Origin of the sequence: Streptomyces sp. NPDC102462, from assembly GCF_044765425.1 — a bacterium.
Taxonomy (GTDB): Bacteria; Actinomycetota; Actinomycetes; order Streptomycetales; family Streptomycetaceae; genus Streptomyces.
Genome location: NZ_JBIWKB010000002.1, coordinates 194,561 through 213,896, shown reverse-complemented (window position 1 = coordinate 213,896; position 19,336 = coordinate 194,561). Strand labels below are relative to the sequence as shown.

The window sequence follows — 19,336 nt, the reverse complement described above, 5'->3', positions numbered from 1 at the left end:
AGACGACGTGGGGACCGTAACGATCGGCGTGTCGATCGCGGTCCCGGAGCCTCACGGCAGCCTGCTCCAGGAGCGGCGCGCGGGCTTCGGCGACGCCGCGGCTCACGGCATCCCCACGCACGTCACGCTGCTGCCGCCGACGGAGGTGGACGACTTCGCGCTGCCGTCCGTCGAGGCGCATCTGACGCGGGTCGCCGCGGCCGGCCGGCCGTTCCCGATGCGGCTGTCCGGCACGGGCACGTTCCGGCCGCTGTCGCCGGTGGTCTACGTCCAGGTCGTGCAGGGCGCGGAGTCCTGTTCCTGGCTGCAGAAACGGGTCCGCGACGGGTCGGGGCCGCTGGCCCGCGAACTCCAGTTCCCGTACCACCCGCACGTCACCGTGGCGCACGGCATCGACGACGCGGCGATGGACCGGGCGTTCCGTGAGCTGGCCGGGTTCGAGGCGGAGTGGCCGTGCACCGGGTTCGCGCTCTACGAGCAGGGGGCGGACGGTGTGTGGCGGAAGTTGCGGGAGTTCACCTTCGGGGGGACGGTGGTGCCGCCGCAGGCGGGGCATGCGGCGTGGGGGACCATCGTCCGGCGTTGAGTTTCCTTTGGCTGCGGCCGGATTGTGGCTGGGCTTGGGGGTTGTCGGTCGTGTGCGGGTCGGTGGGGGCTTGTCGCGCAGTTCCCCGCGCCCCTTTCGGGGCTTAGAGCGGTAGGCGGCGGAACAGGGGGCGGGGGGTGTGGCGTAGGGCTGTCATGATGAGGCGGAGCCGGCCCGGGACCCAGAGGGTTTCCGTGCGGCGGCGCAGGCCCAGTTCGATGGCCGTGGCCACGGCTTCCGGTGTGGTCGCCAGGGGCGCCTCGTCGAGGCCGGCCGTCATCCGCGACCGTACGAACCCGGGACGTACGACCATGACGTGCACGCCCGTGCCGTACAGCGCGTCACCGAGGCCCTGGGCGAAGGCGTCCAGGCCGGCCTTGCTGGAGCCGTAGATGAAGTTGGAGCGGCGGGCCCGCTCGCCGGCGACCGAGGAGAGGACCACCAGGGAGCCGTGGCCCTGCGTCTGGAGCGCGGCGGCCGCCACCAGGCCCGCCGAGACCGCGCCCGTGTAGTTGGTCTGCGCGACCCGGACCGCGCTCACCGGTGCCCGCTCGTCGTGCGCCTGGTCGCCGAGGATCCCGAAGGCGAGCAGCACCATGTCGACGTCGCCCTCCGCGAAGACCTTGCCGAGCACCGCCTCGTGCGACTCGGGTTCGAGCGCGTCGAAGGCGACGGTGCGGGCGTCCGCGCCCAGGCCGCGCAGTTCCTCGGCGGCCTTGTCCAGGGCGGGCGACGGACGGCCCGCGAGCCACACGGTGCGGGTGCGGCGGGCGATCAGCCGGCGCGCGGTGGCCAGCGCGATGTCCGACGTACCGCCGAGGACGAGCAGGGACTGGGGGAGGCCGAAGGCGTCCTTCACTACAGCTCCTTGGAGGTTGGGGCTTCTCAGAGGTCCAGGCGGCGGGCGAGGTCCGAGACGAACACCCCGCGCGGGTCCAGTTCCGCGCGCAGCGCCCGGAAGTCGGCGAGCCGGGGGTACATCGGGGCGAGCAGGTCCGGGCGCAGCCGAGAGTCCTTGGCGAGGTAGACGCGTCCGCCGGCGGCGGCGACCTCCTCGTCCAGCTCGTCGAGGAAGGCGCCGAGCCGGGGCAGGTTCGCCGGGATGTCCAGGGCGAGCGTCCAGCCGGGCACCGGGAAGGAGAGCCAGCCGGGGTCCGCCTCGCCGAAGCGCTTGAGTACGGCCAGGAAGGACGGGAACCGGCGCCCGGAGATGCGGCGCACGATCCGGTGCAGGGCGTCCTCGTGGCCGTGTCCGACGACGAACTGGTACTGGACGAAGCCGCCGCGGCCGTAGATCCGGTTCCAGTGGGGCACGCCGTCCAGGGGGTGGAAGAAGGCGGGGATCCGCTGGAGTTCGCCGGTACGCGCGCGTGGCGCCCTGCGGTACCAGATCTCGTTGAACAGCCCCACACCGGCCCGGCTGAGCAGGCCCTCCGGTACGCAGGCCGGGGCGGGCGGGAACTGCCGGGGGCGGAAGGACAGCGGGCGCCGCCACGCGCGCGTGCCCTCGCGCAGCGCCTCCAGGGGCGCGTGGTCGCCGCGGGTGAGCACGGCGCGGCCGGTGGCGGCGCCCCGGGCCAGCAGGTCGATCCAGGCGACCGAGTAGCGGTAGCGGTGGTCGGTGGCCGTCAGGCGGGCCATCAGGTCGTCCAGGTCGGTGGCGCGCTCGGTGTCGACCGACATGTACGAGGTCTCCACCGGCAGCAGCCGCACGGTGGCGGTCAGGATCACCCCGGTCAGGCCCATTCCGCCGGTGGTCGCGTCGAACAGGGGGGTGCCGCGGCCCACCGCGCGGATCTCGCCGTCGGCGGTGAGCAGTTCCAGCGCGAGCACATGGCGCGAGAAGGAGCCGGAGACATGGTGGTTCTTGCCGTGGATGTCGGCGCCGATCGCCCCGCCGACCGTCACCTGGCGGGTGCCGGGCGTCACCGGCACGAACCAGCCGAGCGGCAGCAGCACCTCCATCAGCCGGTGCAGGGAGACGCCCGCGTCGCACAGCACGGTGCCGCCGTCGGCGTCGATGGCGTGGATGCGGTCGAGGCCGGTCATGTCCAGCACGGCGCCGCCGGCGTTCTGCGCCGCGTCCCCGTAGGCCCGGCCAAGGCCCCGGGCGATGCCGCCGCGGGCCCCGCTGCCGCGGACGGCGGCCACGGCCTCCTCGTACGTCCGCGGACGCACCAGCCGGGCGGAGGTGGGGGCGGTGCGGCCCCACCCGGTGACGGAAACCATGGCTCCAGACATGCCGGAGACCGTATCGCCCCAATGTGAGCGATTAATTTAGAAACATCCCATCCCTCCCCGAAATGGGTGATTAATGGGATGTCGCTCAATATTGCCGTAGTTCTGGCGGCGCGGGCGTGAACAGTGAGTCCACATGGACGACATGGACCACCGGATCCTTTCTGCACTCCGCGCCCGCGGTGCCGATCCGCGCGTCGCGTCCGCCGCACGCGGCCTGTCCCTGGCCGGTGAGCACGGCGCGCTGTGGCTCGCGGCGGGTCTCGTCGGAGCCGCCGCGGACGGCGCGCGGCGCGGCTCCTGGCTGCGCGGCACGGCGCTCGTCGCGGGCGCGCACCTCACCAGTTCGGGCGTCAAACGCCTGGTGCGCCGGGGGCGCCCGGGGCACATCGAGCCCCTTGTGCGCACCGTCGGCCGGTACTCCTTCCCGAGTTCGCACGCCGCCTCGGCGACGGCCGCCGCGGTGGCGTTCGGGTCGCTGGGCGCGTACGGGCTGCCGCCGCTGGCCGCCGCCGTGTGCCTGTCCCGCCTGGTGGTGGGCGTCCACTACCCCTCCGACGTCGCCGCCGGAGCGGCCCTGGGGGCGCTCGCGGCGCGGCTCGGGGCGCGCTGGATGACAGGGGGCGGCCGTGACTGAGACCGCGCCCCTCAGGGACGGCATGCACGCCGGGGAAGCCACGCTGCCGGAGCGGCGCAAGCCTCCCGTGCCGTCCGCGCGCCCGCTCAAGGGCACCCTTCTGGGCGGCCTGCTGAGGACCACCCGGCCCAAGCAGTGGGTCAAGAACAGTCTCGTCGCCGCCGCCCCGGCCGCCGCGGGGCAGCTCTTCTCCCGGCATGCGCTGGCCCAGGTGTCGCTCGTCTTCGTCCTGTTCACCGCCTGCGCCGCCGCCGTCTACCTGATCAACGACGCCCGTGACGCCGAGGCCGACCGCGCCCACCCGACCAAGTGCCGCCGCCCGGTCGCCGCGGGACAGGTCCCCGTACCCGTCGCGTACGCCGTGGGAGCCGCCCTGGCGGTGCTCGCGCCGGCCGCCGCGGCCTGGCTGACCGCACCCCCCGTCGCGGCCCTCCTGGCGGCCTACGTCGCGATGCAACTGGCGTACTGCGTCAGCCTCAAGCACGTGCTGGTCGCCGATCTCGCCGTCGTCACCACCGGCTTCGTGATGCGCGCGATGATCGGCGGGCTCGCGCTCGGCATCCCGCTGTCCCGCTGGTTCCTGATCACCACCGGTTTCGGGGCGCTGTTCATGGTGTCGGCCAAGCGTTACTCCGAAGCCCTCCAGATGGCCGGGAAACCGGGCGCCACGCGCGCGTTGCTCACCGAGTACACCACCGGCTACCTCCGCTTCGTCTGGCAGCTGGCCGCGGGGGTCGCCGTCCTCGCGTACTGCATGTGGGCCCTGGAGGAGGGCGGCGCGCCGCACGCGGGCGTGCTGCCCTGGCGGCAGCTGTCGATGGTCGCCTTCATCCTCGCGATCCTCCGCTACGCCGTCTTCGCCGACCGCGGCACCGCGGGCGAACCCGAGGACGTCGTCCTGCGCGACCGGGCGCTGGCCCTGATCGGACTGGCCTGGCTCGCCATGTACGGGCTCGCGGTGGCGAACTGGTGAGCGTCGCCCGGCGCGAACTGCTCGGCTTCGCCGCCGCCGGACTCCTCGCCTACGCCACCGACCTGGCCGTCTTCAGCTGTCTGCGCGGCCCCGCCGGACTCGATCCGGTCACCGCGAAGACCGTGTCCTTCGTCGCGGGCTGTACGGTCGCCTACGTGGGCAACGCGCGCGGCACCTACCGCCACGCGCAGCCGCGGGGCCTGCGCCCGTACGCCGTCTTCGTCGCCGTGAACCTCGCCGGCGCGCTCGTCCAGCTCCTGTGCATCGTCGTCAGCCACTACGGCCTCGGGCTCACCTCGCAGTGCGCCGACACCGTCTCCGGTGCCGGTATCGGCATGGCCCTCGCCACGGTCCTGCGTTTCTGGGGTACCCGGACATTGGTGTTCCCCGCCGAGGGCAGAGTCGGATCATGGACTGGCTGAAGAGGCTCCCCGGAGTAGGACCGCTCGTCACGTGGCTCATGGCCACGCACGCGTGGCAGGCGTACGAGCGCCTGGACCGGGTGAAGTGGACGCGGCTGGCGGCGGCGATGACGTTCATCAGCTTCATCTCGCTGTTCCCGCTGCTGACGGTGGCCGCCGCGATCGCCGCCGCCACGCTGAGCACGGCGCAGCAACAGCAGCTCCAGAAGAAGATCGCCGAGCAGGTCCCCGGCATCTCCGCCCAGTTGGACATCAACGCCCTGGTGCAGAACGCGGGCACCGTCGGCCTCATCGCGGGCGCGGTCCTGCTGTTCACCGGCATCGGCTGGGTCGGCCAGATGCGTGACTGTCTGCGGGCGGTGTGGGAGCGGCCGGACAGCGAGGGCAACCCGATCGTGCGCAAGGCCGTCGACGCGGGCGTCCTCGTCGGCCTCGGTGGCGCGGTGCTCGCGACCATCGTCATCTCGACGGTGGCCTCCGCCCTGGTCGGCTGGATCTCCGACGAGTTGGGCCTGGGCAGGGCGAGCTGGGGCAGTGTGCTGCTGCGCGTCGTCGCGTTCGCCGTCGCCGTGCTCGCCGACTTCCTGCTGCTGCTCTACGTCCTGACCCTGCTGCCCGGGGTCGATCCGCCGCGCCGCCGCCTGGTGGTGGCCGCGCTGATCGGCGCGGTCGGCTTCGAACTCCTCAAGCTGCTGCTCAGCGGCTACATCCAGGGTGTCGCCACGAAGAGCATGTACGGGGCCTTCGGCGTGCCCGTGGCCCTGCTGCTGTGGATCAACTTCACCTCGAAACTGGTGCTGTTCTGCGCCGCCTGGACGGCGACGCAGAGCAAGGAAGCACCGGTCACGGACGGGGCGTCGTCCGACGGCGCACCAGGTCCGGCAGCGGCCAGCGGCGATTGATCAGGAACACCCCGCCGGACAGCAGCACCAGCAGCCCGCCGGTGATGGCCAGCGCGATACCCGCGCCGCCCGAACCGCCCGTGGCGGAGGCGCCGGCCGGCTTCGCCGGGGACCCGCCGTCGGCGGTGCCTCCCGCGGCGCCGCCACCGCCCGCCTCCGCGGCGGACGCCGTGGCGCCCGGCTGCCCGCCGGCCGGTACCGCGCTCTTCGGCGGCACCAGCTCGCCCACCGGCCGCACCTTGCCGGCCGCGGCGAAGCCCCAGTCGAAGAGCTTCGCGGTCTCCTTGTAGACCTCGTTGTGCTCGTTCTTCTGCGGGTTCATGACGGTGACCAGCAGCACCCTGCCGCCGCGTTCCGCGACGCCGGTGAAGGTGGCGCCCGCCTTGGTGGTGTTGCCGTTCTTCACGCCCGCGATCCCGTCGTAGACGGACATGTCGGCGTCGCCGCTCAGCAGCCGGTTGGTGTTCTGGATCTCGAAGGTGCCGCGGACCTTCTTGCCCTTGACCTTCTTGGTCTCGCCCGGGAAATCCGCCCGGACCGTGGAGCAGTACTCGCGGAAGTCCTTCTTCTGGAGTCCGGAGCGGGCGAACAGCGTCAGGTCGTACGCCGACGAGACCTGTCGCGGCGCGTCGTAGCCGTCGGGGCTGACCACCTGCGTGTCGAGGGCCTGCAACTCCTCGGCGTGCGCCTGCATGTCCTTGACGGTGTCCTTGACGCCGCCGTTCATCGCGGACAGCACGTGCACGGCGTCGTTGCCGGAGCGCAGGAAGACGCCGAGCCACAGGTCGCGGATCGTGTAGGTCTCGCCTTCGTGCACCGGGACCACGCTGGAGCCCGCGCCGACGCCCGCCAGGTCGGAGGACGCCACCTTGTGCTCGGTCGACTTGGGGAACTTCGGCAGCACGGTGTCGGCGAACAGCATCTTCAGCGTGCTCGCCGGGGGCAGGCGCCAGTGTGCGTTGTGGGCGGCGAGCACGTCGCCGGTCTCGGCGTCGGCGACGAGCCAGGAGCGCGCGGTCAGTCCCTTGGGCAGCACGGGCGCCCCGGTACCCAGGTCGACCTGGGTACCGGCCTGGCCGAGGCGGGCGCCGCCGACCGTCGACATCTGCGCCGGGGGCGTGGCCGACGGGCGTGGAGCCGCGAGGGCGACCGGCGCCGCGAGAGTAGACGCGAGGGAAAATGCCAAAAATGCGGCAGAACATACCAGAAGGGATCGTCTGGCGATCTTATAAGGTGCGGGCACGGTCGAGAACGTACCTGTCGCGGGCCGTGAAGTCCCGTCGCCCGCCCCACCCCCAACCGGGATCCGGACAGCCGACCGCGATACTGGGCGTATGAAGCTCAGCCGCCCGGTGTCCTGGTTCCTGCTCGCCTTCGGGGTGTGGAGCTGGGTCATCTGGGTCACTTTCGTCAAGAACCTCGTCAAGGACAGCAGCGGACTCGCCTTCGACGACGGGCATCCGACGGCCTATTTCTGGGTGCATCTGCTGCTGGCGGTCGTCTCCTTCGTATGGGGGACGGTCATCGGGGGCATCGAGTTGCGCGGGCTGCGCGCACTGCGCCGGACCTCATAGCCGGACGTCATAACGGAACACTCGCAACGGAAGACCGAGGACACCACACAGTGGTCATCGTCTTAGTGCTCGTCGCCCTGGCCGTGCTGGCCGTCGTGGCCGGGCTGCACTGGTACGTCTGGCGGCGCCTGGTCCGCGACACCACGGCGGCGCCGGGACGCGCCCGCCGGGCCGGTACGGCGGTGTTCGTCGCGGGCCCGGTCCTCTTGGTCGCCGCACTGGTCGCCGAGCGCTCCGGAGCGCCTTTCTGGCTCCAGCGCGCCCTGGCCTGGCCCGGCTTCCTGTGGATGGCGCTGGCGCTCTACCTGCTGCTGGCGGTGGTGGCCGGCGAGGCGGTGCGGCCCCTGCTGCGCCGTCTGACGCGTGGACGCGCACTCCGGCCCGTGCCCGTCCCGGTGGCCGTGCCGGCGGGTACGGCACCGGCCCCGCAAGCGCAGCAGCCGGCGCCGGGGCCCCGACCGGACGCAGGTCCGGAGCCCCGACCGGACACAGGCCCGGAAACCGGCCCGGAGCACGGCCCGCAGGACCCGTCGCGCCGGCTCTTCGTGTCGCGGGTCGTGGGCGGGGTGGCGGCCACGGCCGCCGTGGCGACCGTCGGCTACGGCACCTACGGCGTGCTGCGCGGACCGAGTGTGAAACATGTCACGGTCCCGCTGGCCAAACTCCCGCGTTCCGCACACGGGTTCCGCATCGCCGTCGTCAGCGACATCCACCTCGGGCCGGTCCTCGGCCGGGGCTTCGCGCAGCGGGTCGTCGACACGATCAACGCGACCCAGCCCGATCTGATCGCGGTCGTCGGCGACCTGGTGGACGGCAGCGTCCCCGACCTGGGCCCGGCGGCGGCGCCGCTCGCGCAGCTCTCGGCCCGGCACGGCGCGTACTTCGTCACCGGCAACCACGAGTACTTCTCCGGTGCCGAGCAGTGGGTCGAGGAGGTGCGCCGGCTCGGGCTGCGCCCGCTGGAGAACGCCCGCACCGAACTGCCCGGCTTCGACCTCGCCGGGGTCAACGACGTACAGGGCGAGAGCGAGGGCCAGGGCCCGGACTACGAGAGAGCACTCGCCGACCGTGACCCCGCACGCGCATGTGTGCTCCTCGCCCACCAGCCCGTGCAGATCCATCAGGCCGTACGCCATGGCGTCGACCTCCAGCTCTCCGGCCACACCCATGGCGGGCAGTTGTGGCCCGGCAGTCTGCTCGCGGCGGCGGCCAACCCGACGGTGGCGGGCCTGGAGCGCTACGGCGACACCCAGCTGTACGTCAGCCGCGGCGCGGGCGCGTGGGGGCCGCCCACCCGGGTGGGGGCGCCGTCGGACATCACGGTCGTGCAACTGGCGTCCCGGCACGCCTGAGCGCGGCTGCCGGTGCCGCCGACCCCGCGTGAACGCGGGCGAGAACAGGGAAACACGCAGGTCATGACGGTGCGGAGGAGGTGGCGGCAGCGCGCGGCCCGGGCCCTGTGGGCACCCTGTGAAACCGGGCGGTAACCGTCGTGACGTAAGTTCCGGCACATCTCGCCCGATTGCTCTTCCCCCAGGTGAAACACGTGTGATTAGGTGAGCCGCGCCACGAAGGGGATGTGGCATATATGCAACGCCAGGGGTAGGGCCGCGGAAGGCCCGGGGAGGGCACCACCATGCGATCGGTTCGCATGCGGATTCTCGTGACGCTGCTCGTACTGGCGGTCGTGGGAGTAGGCGGCTGGCAACTGCTGCCGTCGCAAGGGGACAAGAACAAGTCCATCACGGTCGGTACGACGGACGCCGTCACCTCGCTCGACCCGGCAGGCGCCTACGACGCCGGCTCCTGGGCCCTGTTCAGCAACGTCTTCCAGTCGCTGCTGACGTTCGAACCAGGCGGCGTACAGCCCGTGCCGGACGCGGCGCAGAGCTGCGCGTTCAAGGGCAGCGACCTGAAGACGTACCGGTGCACGCTGCGCGACGGGATCGTCTTCCCGAGCGGCCGGGTGCTGACGGCCGAGGACGTCAAGTACTCCTTCGACCGGGTCAAGAAGATCAACTCCGATGTCGGTCCTGCGTCGCTGTTCTCCACCCTGGGCTCGGTGAGCGCCGACAGCGCCACCACCGTCACCTTCCACCTGTCCTCGCCCGACGCCACCTTCCCGTTCAAGGTGGCCACCGGCGCCGGCGCGATCGTCGACAAGGACAAGTACCCGGCGGACAGCCTGCGCACCGGCTCCGGGGCCGACGGCACCGGCCCCTACCGGCTGACCGCGTACACAAAGGACCAGCGGGCCGTCCTCGCGCCGAACACCCACTACAAGGGCAACCTGAACGGCACCGGCAAGCCCATCGAACTGCGGTACTACGCCGACTCGCAGGCCCTCGACAAGGCGTGGCAGGGCAAACAGATCGACGTGGCCACCCGCACCCTGCCGCCGAAGGTCCTGTCCGGGCTCAACCCGAGCGACCCGAACCAGCGCGTCACCGAGTCCGACAGCGCCGAGACCCGCAACCTGTACCTCAACACCCGCGCGGGCTCACCGCTGCACGACGCGCGCGTGCGCCAGGCCATGGCCTGGCTGGTCAACCGCGAAGAACTCGCCGCCACCGTGTACGAGGGCACCGTCGACCCGCTGTACTCGCTGATCCCGACCGGACTGACCGGCCACACCACGTCGTTCTTCGACACCTACCCGAGGCAGAGCACCGCGAAGGCGAAAGAACTGCTCACCGAGGCCGGGGTGACCCTGCCGGTGCGCCTCACCTTCGGCTACGGCAAGGGCCGCGGCGCGGGCGCCGAGGAGTCCGCCGCGCTGAAGAAGCAGCTGGAGGCGGGCGGCCTGTTCAAGGTGGACGTCAAGGGGTACGAGTGGACCGACTTCCAAAAGCGCTGGGCCGCCGGGAAGATGGACGCCTGGGCGGTCGGCTGGGTCGCCGACTACCCCGACCCGGACACCTTCGGCTCCCCGCTGGTCGGCACCGGCTCCACCATGAGCACCGGCTACACCAACAAGGCGGTCGACACCCTCATCCAGGCAAGCCAGCAGTACGCCGACCGCAGCCGGGTCGCCCAGGACTTCCGTGACGTGCAGGCGCACATCGCCACCGACGTGCCGCTGATCCCGCTGTGGCAGCGCAAGGAGTACGTGGTCAGTAACGAGGACGTCGGCGGCGGACAGTACCTCTCGGACGGCACCGGCGTGTTCCGGCTCTGGCAGCTGAACTGGATCTGACCGTCACGGCGCCACGGGCGCCCGGCACGGCAGCGTGACCGTCACGGCCAGCCCCTGACCGGGGGCCGTCCGCACCGCCACCTGTCCGCCGTGCGCCCGCGCCACGCCCTGCACGATCGCCATCCCCAGCCCGCTGCCCGCCCCGCCGCCCGCGCGGAAGAACCGGTCGAAGATGCGTGTCGCGTCCTCCTCGGCCAGCCCCGGACCCTCGTCCGCGACACACAGCCGCACCAGCCCGTCCGCCCGCTCCACACCCAGCCGCACCGGCACACCGGCCGGCGTGTGCGTACGGACGTTGGCCACCAGGTTGCCCAGCACCTGGCGCAGGCCCGACTCGTCCGCGCGCACCAGCACGGAGCCGTCCGCGGCCACGGTCACCGGACGGTCCGGCTGCTGGGCCCGCAGGTCCTGTGCCGCGTCCCGCACCAGCCGGCTCACGTCCACGTTCCGCAGCCGCAGTTCGGGCCGCTGGTCGAGGCGGGCCAGGGTGAGCAGTTCGTCGACCAGCCGCCCCATCCGGTCCACCTCGCCGTTCATCCGGTCCCAGGCCCGCTTGCGCTCTTCCGGCTCGCGCAGCATGCCCCTGTCGTACAGCTGGAGGTAGCCGCGTATCGCCGACAGCGGGGTGCGCAGCTCGTGCGAGGCGTCGGCGACGAAACGGCGCAGCTGGGCCGCGCTGCGCTCGCGCGTGCGGTACGCCGACTCCACCTGGTGGAGCATGGAGTTGAGGGCGAGCCGCAACTGCTCCACCTCCAGGGTGGTCTCCCGGCTGGAGGGCACCCGGCGGGCGAGGTCGCCCTCCGCGATCGCCGAGGACGTCTCCACCATGTCCTCAAGCGGCCGCATCCGGCGCCGCACATTGAACAGGGTCAGACAGGCCAGCAGCGCCAGCAGCAGCGTGCCCATGGCCACATCGAGCCTGAGCGCCTTGGCTATGCCCTTGTGCAGGGCGTCGGTCGAGTTGGCGAGCAGGACGTAGTTGCCGTCGGCGAGCCGGACACCGATCGCCCGGTACGAGGCGTCGGCGACGGTGATCTCGCGCGGCTCGGGCAGGGCGGCGAGCGGGGCCGGGCCGCCGATCGCGTCGGCCAGCGCACGCTGGCTCTCGGTGGGCGGGAACCCGGCGAGGGGCAGCACCCCGCCCCGGGCGTCGACGACCGCGAACAGCGAGTCCGGGCGGGGCCGCTCGCTCATCGGCGGCCGCACGAACCGGTCCCGGACGATCGCCAGCGCGGCCAGCGAGTCGATCTGCCGCAGCGTCAGACGGGAATCGGCGAGCGACCGGCGGGACTTGTCCAGCTTGGCGTCGACCTGCTGGAGCAGATAGTGCCGCATGCCCATCAGGCTCACCGCGGTGGCCGCGGCGATGCCGAGGGCCAGCAGCAGGACATTGGCGAGGGTCAGCTTGCCGCGCAGGGAGCGCATGCCACGGGAGGGACGGCGCCCCCTGCCCAGCGGCCCGAGCCGGGTCCGCTGCGCTTCCCCGCTCCCCGAAGAGGCCTGGGAGAGCCCCGGCTTGCGGCTGCGCCGCGCGAGGACGGCCGGCCACGCGGCGGCCGGCCGGCGGCGCATCACGGCGCCTTCCGCGGGGCGCCCAGCCCGTATCCGACACCGCGCCGGGTGGTGATCACCGGCGGCCCCAGGGCGTCCAGCTTGCGGCGCAGATAGCTGATGTAGGTCTCGACGACGGTCGACTCGGCCGGGGTGTGCTCGTACTGCCAGACATGCCGCAGCAGTTGCTCCTTGGGCACGATCCGGCCGCCGTTGCGCACCAGGAAACGCAGCAGCGCGTACTCGGTGGGGGTCAGCTCGACCGTGCGGCCCGCGCGGCGCACCGAGTACGTCGTCTCGTCCAGCTCCAGATCGCCGTAGCGCAGCGGCGGGCGCTGCGGGATGACGTCGGCGGGCCGGGTGCGGCGCAGCACCGCGCCGATCCGGGCGACCACCTCGTCGATGTTGAACGGTTTGGTGATGTAGTCGTCGCCGAAGCCGAGGGCGCCGACGATCTCCGCGGGCGAGTCCCGTGCGGTGAGGAAGACCAGCGCCAGATCGGGCCGGCCGGCGCGCAGTTCACGGCCCAGTGCGCGGCCGTCCCCGTCGGGCAGCATGACGTCGAGCAGGGCCACGTCGGGCCGGGTGCGCCCGGCCGCGGCGAGCGCCTCCCGGACGGTGCCCGCGATCATCACCTCGAAGCCGTGGTAGCGCAGGGCGATGGCGAGGACGTCCGCGATGCTCGGCTCGTCCTCCACGACCAGCACGGTGCCTGGAGCCGTCGTCATGCCCCCAGTATCGGCGGGACCACTGACAGCCGGGCTCGTTCGCCCTTTGGAGTTCCTTGAGAGTCATGGGCGCGTCGTGTGCACGCGCGGGTGCCGGCGCCAATCCTGTTGCCCAGGACCTGGGGGACCGACCGACCGAAACAGTGAAGGAGCCTTGAACGTGGCGGCATTGGCACGGTGGTGCTTTCGGCACCGGCTGGTGGTCCTGCTGGTGTGGGTGGGGGCGCTCGGCGGGCTGGGCTTTTCGGCCTCGGCGGCGGGCACGGACTACGCGAACGTGTTCTCCCTCCCCAACACGGACTCCAAGCGCGCGTACGACCTGATGGAGCGGGCCTTCCCGGAGACGTCCGGGGACACCGACACACTGGTGTGGAAGGCCGGCACGGGCACGGTCCGGGACCAGGACGTGCGGTCCAGGATCGAGCCCGCACTGGAGAAGATCGCCGGGATGGACGGCGTCGGAGCCGTCTCCGGCCCCTACACCGGGGAGCGGGGCGCCGCGCAGATCAGCCGCGACGGACGGATCGCGTACGCGCAGATCACCTTCACCGAGCGCGCCCAGTCCGTGCCCAAGGAGCTGGTGCAGGACGTCGTCGACACCGCGCAGGGCGCGGAACGCGACGGGCTGCAGGTCGAGTTGGGCGGGCAGGCGATCCAGCGGGTGCAGGAGCCGCCGACCGGGCTCGCCGAGCTGGTCGGGATCATCGCGGCGGCCGTCGTGCTCTTCCTGGCCTTCGGCTCGCTCTTCGGGATGCTGCTGCCCATCGGCGTCGCCGTCTTCGGCGTCGGCACCGGCCTGTTCTCCACCCAGCTGCTCAGCCATGTCACCGACGTCCCCGACCTGGCCCCGCTCCTTGCGACCCTGATCGGGCTGGGCGTCGGCATCGACTACGCGCTCTTCATCGTCACCCGGCACCGGCGCGGCATCCTGCGGGGCACCGATCCCGAGGAGTCCGCGGTCACCGCCCTGAACACCTCTGGCCGCGCGGTGCTGTTCGCGGGCGGCACGGTGTGCATCGCGCTGGCCGGCATGCTGGTGACCAACCTGCGGTTCCTGGACGGCGTGGTGATCGGCACCTCGCTGACGGTCGTGCTGAGCGTGCTCGCCGCGACGACGCTGCTGCCGGCGTTCCTCGGCTTCCTCGGCCCGCGGGTGCTCAGCCGCCGCCAGCGCCGCCGCCTCGCCGAGCGCGGGCCCGAGCCGGAGCGGGCCAGCGGGCTCGCCGCCCGCTGGTCGGGCGGGGTGCAGCGGCGCCCCCGTACGGTCGCCGCGCTCGCGGTGGTCGTCATGGCCGTCCTCGCCCTGCCCGTGCTGTCGCTGCGGCTCGGCGCCACCGACCAGGGCAACGACGAGGCGTCCACGACGACCAGGAAGGCGTACGACCTGCTCGCGGAGGGCTTCGGCCCCGGCTTCAACGGGCCGCTCCAGGTGGTCGCCTCAGGCGGTGACACCAAGGCCCTGGTCGAGGGCATCGAGACGACCCCGGGGGTGGCCCGGGCGGTCGCGCTGCCGCCCGCGCGGGGCGTCACCGTCATCCAGGTCGTGCCGACCACCTCGCCGCAGTCCAAGGAGACGGACGACCTCATCGACATCCTGCGGGACCGGGTGATCCCTCAGGCGGGCGCGCAGGCCCACGTCGGCGGGGTCACCGCGGTCTCCAAGGACTTCGCGTCGGTCACCGGCGACCGGCTTCCGTACTTCGTCGCGACCATCATCGGCCTGGGCTTCCTGCTGCTGCTGATCGCCTTCCGCTCCCTGGTGGTGCCGCTGACGGCCGCGGTGATGAACCTGTTCGCGGCGGCGGCCTCCTTCGGTGTCCTGGTCGCGGTCTTCCAGTGGGGCTGGGGCCTGGACCTGCTGGGCCTCGGCAAGGAGGGCCCGATCAACGCGTTCCTGCCGGTCATCATGCTGTCCCTGCTCTTCGGCCTGTCCATGGACTACCAGGTGTTCCTGGTCAGCCGGATGCACGAGGAATGGGTGCACACCAAGGACAACGCGCGCGCGGTGCGCGTCGGCCTCGCCGAGACCAGCCGGGTGATCAACTCGGCGGCCCTGATCATGGTGTGCGTCTTCCTGGCCTTCGTGCTCAGCGGCGACTCGGGGGCGGCGATGGCGGGCGTGGGGCTCGCCGCCGCGGTCGCCCTGGACGCGTTCATCCTGCGCACGGCCCTGGTACCGGCGGTGATGCATCTGCTGGGCCGGTCGAACTGGTGGCTGCCGCGGTGGCTGGACAAGCGGCTGCCGCACCTGGCGGTGGAGCCGGCCGACGCCGGGCCGCCCGCCGACGAACCGCCCGCGGCCGACGGTCCGGCGTCGGTCGTGCACGGCTTCATCCGCTCCGTCGACGGCGACCCGGTGCGGGGCGCGACCGTGACGCTGATGTCCAAGGGCGGCCGCCAGCTCGACCGTGTCGACTCCCTGGCCGACGGCTCGTACATCGTGGCGGTCCCCGGTCCCGGCACCTATCTCCTCGCGGCGACCTCCGCCTCGCACGGCACCCGCGCACGGCATGTCGTCGTCGACGGTGGCCCGCTCGTGTACGACCTGGAACTGGCGGACGACGAGGTGGACGCGGTCAGCTGACCACCGGCTGCCGCCCGGCCCCGCGCGCGGAGTCCGGACCCCGAGTCCGCTCCCCTCGCGGGGCCGACCACGGCCCTGGTCATGCCGGGCAGGAAGCCGCCGGACTCCTCAGGGTCCGTCGCGCGAGTTCCGGCCGCTTCGAGTAGTCCGTGAACCCGAGGACGTTCCCCCACGGGTCGGCGAACTCCACGGTCCAGCCGGTGGCCACGGCGAACGGCTCGTCGAGCGTCCCGATCCCGGCGTCGGAGAGCGCGCGCGCCGCCACGCGCGCGTTCGGCACCTCCAGCCAGATCCGTGGCGAGGGCCACGGCGGCGGCCGGTGACCGAACCCGTCCTCGGCGCGCAGCAGGATGCCCGGCGTCTCGGCGCCGACGTTCAGCAGCGCGATCCCGCCCTCGTCGAACCGGAACCCGACGGCGAACCCGGCCCGCTCGTAGAACCCGACGGCCTCACCGAGATCCCCGACGGGCACCAGCACGTTGTCAAAACCAAGCAGCTCGTACGACTCTTCGTCTGACATGTCGTCAGATTAGTGCTGCCGCATCGGACCCTAACAGGGACCGGCCCGGGAGACCGCATCGTGATCACTCGATGAGGCGAGGCGGCCGGTATTCCTCCTGGGTACGCTGAACAGACAGGCGAGACTCCGTCGCATGGGAGCAATCATGAGCGCCGCATCCGATCACGAGATCGACGCCGGGCCGGGAAGCCGTTGGCCGATCCCGCCCGCCGAGGGCTGGACCGCGGATGACCTCGACCGGATTCCGGACCTCCCGCCGCACACTGAGTTGATCGACGGGAGTCTCGTCTTCATGAGTCCGCAGACCGCTTTCCACGCACGCTGCATGCGTCTGCTGGAGAACCGTCTCTTGGAGCAGGCCCCGGCCCGGCTCGACGTCCTGCGGGAGATGACGATCAAACTGGACCAGAAGAACCGCCCGGAGCCGGACATCGTGGTGTTCCCGATCGAGGCGAACACCGGCCCCGGTCAGACCTGGTACGACCCGGCGGACATCATCCTCGCCGTCGAAGTCGTCTCCCCCGACTCCCGGGAACGCGATCGCGAGGTCAAGCCGCGTAAGTACGCGCAGGCCGGAGTCCGGCACTTCTGGCGGGTCGAGCAGGACGACGACAAGGGGTTCCCCGTCGTCTACGTCTACGAACTCGACCCCGCCACCAACTCCTACGCCCTCAGCGGGATCTACCACGACCGCCTCAAGCTCACCGTGCCCTTCGACATCGAGATCGATCTGACGGCGATCGATCGGCGCCCCGGCGAGTGACACGGCGCTCGGTGAGCGGGTGTAGCCGACCTGGGCCCTGACCCGCCGCGAAGGCGTCAGGGCCGTACGCCGGGAGCAGCCGAAGACCCCGCTCCCAAGGGGAACGGGGTCTTCGGCGGTGCGGGTGCGGAACGTCAGAAGCGGCGTGTGATCAGGGCTCGCTTTACCTCCTGGATCGCCTTTGTCACCTCGATGCCGCGGGGGCAGGCGTCCGTGCAGTTGAAGGTGGTGCGGCAGCGCCAGACGCCGTCGCGGTCGTTCAGGATCTCCAGCCGCTGCTCGCCGGCCTCGTCACGCGAGTCGAAGATGAAGCGGTGCGCGTTGACGATCGCCGCCGGGCCGAAGTACTGGCCGTCGTTCCAGAACACCGGGCAGGAGGACGTGCACGCGGCGCACAGGATGCACTTCGTGGTGTCGTCGAAGCGGGCGCGGTCCTCGGCGGACTGCAGCCGCTCGCGCGTCGGCTCGTTGGTGTCCTTCGTCACGAGGAAGGGCATCACGTCCCGGTACGCCTGGAAGAACGGCTCCATGTCCACGACCAGGTCCTTGAGGACCGTGAGGCCCTTGATGGGCTCGACCGTGATCGGCTTCTCGGGGTTGATGTCCTTGATCAGCGTCTTGCAGGCGAGGCGGTTCTTGCCGTTGATCCGCATCGCGTCCGAGCCGCAGATGCCGTGCGCGCAGGAGCGGCGGAACGTGAGCGTGCCGTCCACGTCCCACTTGATCTTGTGCAGGCCGTCGAGGACCCGCTCCTTCGGGTCGATCTCCAGCTGGAAGTCCTCCCACGTGGACTCCGCCGAGACCTCCGGGTTGAAGCGGCGGATGCGGAAGGTGACCGTGATGTAGGGAGAGGACGCGGCCTCCGCCTCCACCTTGTCCAGAACAGGGGTTGCCATCAGTACTTACGCTCCATCGGCTGGTAGCGGGTCTGGACGACCGGCTTGTAGTCGAGACGGACGGACTCGGTGCCGTCGTCGCCCACCTCGCGGTACGCCATGGTGTGGCGCATGAAGTTGACGTCGTCGCGGTTCGGGTAGTCCTCGCGGTAGTGACCGCCGCGGGACTCCTTGCGGGCCAGTGCGGACACCGCCATGACCTCGGCGAGATCCAGCAGGTTGCCCAGCTCGACGGCCTCCAGCAGATCCGTGTTGAACCGCTTGCCCTTGTCCTGGATCGCCACGTTCTTGTAGCGCTCGCGCAGCTCCGCGATCTTCTCGACCGCCGTCTTGATGGTCTGCTCGGTGCGGAACACCATGACGTTGGCGTCCATGGTCTCCTGCAGCTCGCGGCGCAGGGTCGCCACCCGCTCGGTGCCCGTGGACGTGCGCAGCCGCTCGATCTGCTCGATGACCAGGGACTCCGGGTTCTCCGGCAGCTCGACGAAGTCGGCCTTCTGGCTGTACTCCGCCGCCGCGATGCCCGCCCGGCGGCCGAACACATTGATGTCCAGCAGAGAGTTGGTGCCCAGGCGGTTGGCGCCGTGCACGGACACACAGGCCACCTCGCCGGCCGCGTACAGACCCGGCACGACGGTGGTGTTGTCCGCCAGGACCTCGCCTTCGACGTTCGTCGGGATGCCGCCCATCGCGTAGTGCGCGGTCGGCTGGATCGGGATCGGGTCGGTGTACGGCTCGATGCCCAGGTAGGTGCGGGCGAACTCCGTGATGTCGGGCAGCTTGGCGTCCAGCTGCTCCGGCGGCAGGTGCGTCAGGTCCAGGTAGACGTGGTCGCCCTCGGGACCGCAGCCGCGGCCCTCGCGGATCTCCGTGTAGATGGAGCGGGAGACGACGTCACGGGAGGCCAGGTCCTTCATCACCGGCGCGTACTTCTCCATGAAGCGCTCGCCGTCCTTGTTGCGCAGGATGCCGCCCTCACCGCGGGCACCCTCGGTGAGCAGGATGCCCATGCGCCAGATGCCGGTCGGGTGGAACTGGAAGAACTCCATGTCCTCCAGCGGCAGACCGCGCCGGTAGACCGCCGCCTGGCCGTCACCGGTCAGGGTGTGCGCGTTCGACGTCACCTTGAAGAACTTGCCGCAGCCGCCGGACGCGTAGATCACGGCCTTCGCCTGGAAGATGTGGAGCTCGCCGGTCGCCAGCTCGTACGCGACCACGCCGGCCGACCTCTTGACGCCGTCGACCTCGGTCATCAACTGGTCGAGGACATAGAACTCGTTGAAGAACTCCACGCCCTCCTTGACGCAGTTCTGGTACAGCGTCTGGAGGATCATGTGGCCGGTACGGTCGGCCGCGTAGCAGGACCGCCGGACCGGGGCCTCGCCGTGGTTGCGGGAGTGGCCGCCGAAGCGGCGCTGGTCGATGGTGCCGTTCGGGGTGCGGTTGAACGGCAGGCCCATCTTCTCCAGGTCGAGGACGGAGTCGATGGCCTCCTTCGCCAGGATCTCCGCGGCGTCCTGGTCGACGAGGTAGTCACCGCCCTTGACCGTGTCGAACGTGTGCCACTCCCAGTTGTCCTCCTCCACGTTGGCGAGCGCGGCGGCCATGCCGCCCTGCGCGGCGCCCGTGTGGGAGCGGGTGGGGTAGAGCTTGGTCAGGACCGCGGTGCGGCTGCGCTTCGTCGCCTCGATGGCCGCGCGCATACCGGCGCCACCGGCGCCGACGATGACGGTGTCGTACTTGTGGATCTTCATCAGTGGAATACC

18 protein-coding genes are annotated in these 19,336 nt (G+C 71.4%); 10 read left to right on the top strand and 8 right to left on the bottom strand.

What is annotated here, in order from left to right; all coding sequences use genetic code 11:
* Nucleotides 1–7 precede the first annotated feature (7 nt).
* Complete coding sequence (locus ACIRFL_RS03150; RefSeq protein ID WP_404023424.1) at nt 8–586, top strand: 2'-5' RNA ligase family protein; 579 nt, start codon at nt 8–10, stop codon at nt 584–586.
* Nucleotides 587–689: 103 nt separating this feature from the next.
* Here ACIRFL_RS03150 and ACIRFL_RS03145 read toward each other — a convergent pair whose 3' ends face one another.
* Both ACIRFL_RS03145 and ACIRFL_RS03140 read right to left on the bottom strand, forming a co-directional pair.
* Nucleotides 690–1,445: a decaprenylphospho-beta-D-erythro-pentofuranosid-2-ulose 2-reductase gene (locus tag ACIRFL_RS03145; RefSeq protein ID WP_404023423.1), complete on the bottom strand. Its 756-nt coding sequence runs from the start codon at nt 1,443–1,445 to the stop codon at nt 690–692.
* A gap of 26 nt (nt 1,446–1,471) precedes the next feature.
* A complete protein-coding gene (locus tag ACIRFL_RS03140; protein WP_404023421.1) occupies nt 1,472–2,827 on the bottom strand; it encodes an FAD-binding protein in 1,356 nt (451 codons plus the stop codon).
* 133 nt (nt 2,828–2,960) lie between these two features.
* On the opposite strand from ACIRFL_RS03140, the gene ACIRFL_RS03135 reads away from it, so the two are divergent.
* From ACIRFL_RS03135 to ACIRFL_RS03120, 4 genes are read left to right on the top strand one after another with little or no spacing between them, the layout of a single operon-like run.
* Nucleotides 2,961–3,461, top strand: a complete 501-nt coding sequence (locus ACIRFL_RS03135) for a phosphatase PAP2 family protein (protein ID WP_404023420.1) — start codon at nt 2,961–2,963, stop codon at nt 3,459–3,461.
* Nucleotides 3,454–4,434, top strand: coding sequence for a decaprenyl-phosphate phosphoribosyltransferase (locus tag ACIRFL_RS03130; RefSeq protein ID WP_404023419.1), 981 nt, complete (start codon nt 3,454–3,456; stop codon nt 4,432–4,434). Before ACIRFL_RS03135 ends, ACIRFL_RS03130 begins: the two co-directional genes overlap by 8 nt.
* Nucleotides 4,431–4,856 (top strand): GtrA family protein, encoded by a 426-nt coding sequence (locus tag ACIRFL_RS03125; RefSeq protein WP_404023417.1) that lies wholly within the window; start codon nt 4,431–4,433, stop codon nt 4,854–4,856. Before ACIRFL_RS03130 ends, ACIRFL_RS03125 begins: the two co-directional genes overlap by 4 nt.
* Nucleotides 4,844–5,758 (top strand): YihY/virulence factor BrkB family protein, encoded by a 915-nt coding sequence (locus tag ACIRFL_RS03120; RefSeq protein WP_404023416.1) that lies wholly within the window; start codon nt 4,844–4,846, stop codon nt 5,756–5,758. Before ACIRFL_RS03125 ends, ACIRFL_RS03120 begins: the two co-directional genes overlap by 13 nt.
* On the opposite strand, the gene ACIRFL_RS03115 is transcribed toward ACIRFL_RS03120, so the two are convergent.
* Nucleotides 5,700–7,001, bottom strand: coding sequence for a D-alanyl-D-alanine carboxypeptidase family protein (locus ACIRFL_RS03115; protein WP_404023414.1), 1,302 nt, complete (start codon nt 6,999–7,001; stop codon nt 5,700–5,702). The genes ACIRFL_RS03120 and ACIRFL_RS03115 overlap by 59 nt on opposite strands.
* A gap of 91 nt (nt 7,002–7,092) precedes the next feature.
* On the opposite strand from ACIRFL_RS03115, the gene ACIRFL_RS03110 reads away from it, so the two are divergent.
* From ACIRFL_RS03110 to ACIRFL_RS03100, 3 genes are all read left to right on the top strand, one after another.
* The gene (locus ACIRFL_RS03110) at nt 7,093–7,332 is read left to right on the top strand and encodes an SCO4848 family membrane protein (protein ID WP_404023413.1); all 240 of its coding nucleotides are present in this window, start codon (nt 7,093–7,095) and stop codon (nt 7,330–7,332) included.
* A gap of 50 nt (nt 7,333–7,382) precedes the next feature.
* Entirely contained in the window at nt 7,383–8,684 is a 1,302-nt protein-coding gene (locus ACIRFL_RS03105) for a metallophosphoesterase (RefSeq protein WP_404023411.1), read from the top strand.
* Nucleotides 8,685–8,983: 299 nt separating this feature from the next.
* Entirely contained in the window at nt 8,984–10,528 is a 1,545-nt protein-coding gene (locus tag ACIRFL_RS03100) for an ABC transporter substrate-binding protein (RefSeq protein WP_404023410.1), read from the top strand.
* A 3-nt stretch (nt 10,529–10,531) separates the two neighbouring features.
* Here the strand turns inward: ACIRFL_RS03100 and ACIRFL_RS03095 are convergent, their stop codons facing one another.
* Nucleotides 10,532–11,953, bottom strand: coding sequence for a sensor histidine kinase (locus tag ACIRFL_RS03095; protein ID WP_404023574.1), 1,422 nt, complete (start codon nt 11,951–11,953; stop codon nt 10,532–10,534).
* Between the two features lie 146 nt (nt 11,954–12,099).
* The gene (locus ACIRFL_RS03090) at nt 12,100–12,807 is read right to left on the bottom strand and encodes a response regulator transcription factor (RefSeq protein ID WP_404023408.1); all 708 of its coding nucleotides are present in this window, start codon (nt 12,805–12,807) and stop codon (nt 12,100–12,102) included.
* A 169-nt stretch (nt 12,808–12,976) separates the two neighbouring features.
* Here ACIRFL_RS03090 and ACIRFL_RS03085 point away from each other — a divergent pair, with 169 nt between their 5' ends.
* Nucleotides 12,977–15,391 carry an MMPL family transporter gene (locus ACIRFL_RS03085; protein ID WP_404023573.1) on the top strand — a complete coding sequence of 805 codons (2,415 nt, stop codon included), beginning with the start codon at nt 12,977–12,979 and terminating at the stop codon, nt 15,389–15,391.
* Between the two features lie 79 nt (nt 15,392–15,470).
* On the opposite strand, the gene ACIRFL_RS03080 is transcribed toward ACIRFL_RS03085, so the two are convergent.
* Nucleotides 15,471–15,911: a VOC family protein gene (locus ACIRFL_RS03080; protein WP_404023407.1), complete on the bottom strand. Its 441-nt coding sequence runs from the start codon at nt 15,909–15,911 to the stop codon at nt 15,471–15,473.
* Between the two features lie 145 nt (nt 15,912–16,056).
* Between ACIRFL_RS03080 and ACIRFL_RS03075 the strand changes: the two genes are divergently transcribed.
* Nucleotides 16,057–16,674 carry a Uma2 family endonuclease gene (locus tag ACIRFL_RS03075; protein WP_404023406.1) on the top strand — a complete coding sequence of 206 codons (618 nt, stop codon included), beginning with the start codon at nt 16,057–16,059 and terminating at the stop codon, nt 16,672–16,674.
* 134 nt (nt 16,675–16,808) lie between these two features.
* Here ACIRFL_RS03075 and ACIRFL_RS03070 read toward each other — a convergent pair whose 3' ends face one another.
* Together ACIRFL_RS03070 and sdhA are read right to left on the bottom strand one after the other, a co-directional pair.
* Entirely contained in the window at nt 16,809–17,570 is a 762-nt protein-coding gene (locus tag ACIRFL_RS03070) for a succinate dehydrogenase iron-sulfur subunit (RefSeq protein ID WP_404023405.1), read from the bottom strand.
* Nucleotides 17,570–19,324: a succinate dehydrogenase flavoprotein subunit gene (sdhA, locus tag ACIRFL_RS03065; protein ID WP_404023403.1), complete on the bottom strand. Its 1,755-nt coding sequence runs from the start codon at nt 19,322–19,324 to the stop codon at nt 17,570–17,572. The genes ACIRFL_RS03070 and sdhA overlap by 1 nt, the downstream gene beginning before the upstream one ends.
* Between the last annotated feature and the right edge of the window lie 12 nt (nt 19,325–19,336).